Raw genomic sequence first — 534 nt, forward strand, 5'->3', positions numbered from 1 at the left:
CCGACCCAAACATACGTCACGTCGCCACACCACACTTGATCTGGTTGAGTTACTGCAAACTGTCGATTTAGCGTATTGGGGATTGCAACATGCTCTTGTGTCGCTTTCCTATAAGAATGCTTAGGCTGCTGACAGCTTAATAACCCAAGCTTTTTCATTAGATTACGGGCTCGATAACGACTGAGACCAATCCCTTTATTAGTCACTAATTGCGCTATCGTTCGAGCACCGGCAGAGCCATGACTAATATGATGTGCGGCCTTCACTTCACTGCATAAAATAGTAAAGTCTGCATCAATATGTTCTTTTCTTTTTAGCCAATACTTATAGCTACTTCGATGTACTTTGAATGCATTACAAATTGTGAGAATAGAGTGGCTCTGCTTGAGTGCGCTGATTAGCGTAAATTGTTCATCGAGTCTGACATCAAGAGAGCGGTAGCCTTTTTTAGGATAAGATTGTGCTCCTCAAGACGAGCTATTTGCTTCTTCAGCTCACGGATTTCAATTTGTTCAGGGGTAATCGGAGATGCTT

1 pseudogene is annotated in these 534 nt (G+C 42.7%); it reads right to left on the minus strand.

Going from position 1 to position 534, the window contains the following annotated elements:
• A pseudogene (locus L5M18_RS23390) lies at nt 1-534 on the minus strand (IS3-like element ISSba5 family transposase); the annotation flags it as partial.

Source organism: Shewanella sp. SM20, from assembly GCF_025654545.1.
Classification (GTDB): Bacteria; Pseudomonadota; Gammaproteobacteria; order Enterobacterales; family Shewanellaceae; genus Shewanella; species Shewanella oncorhynchi.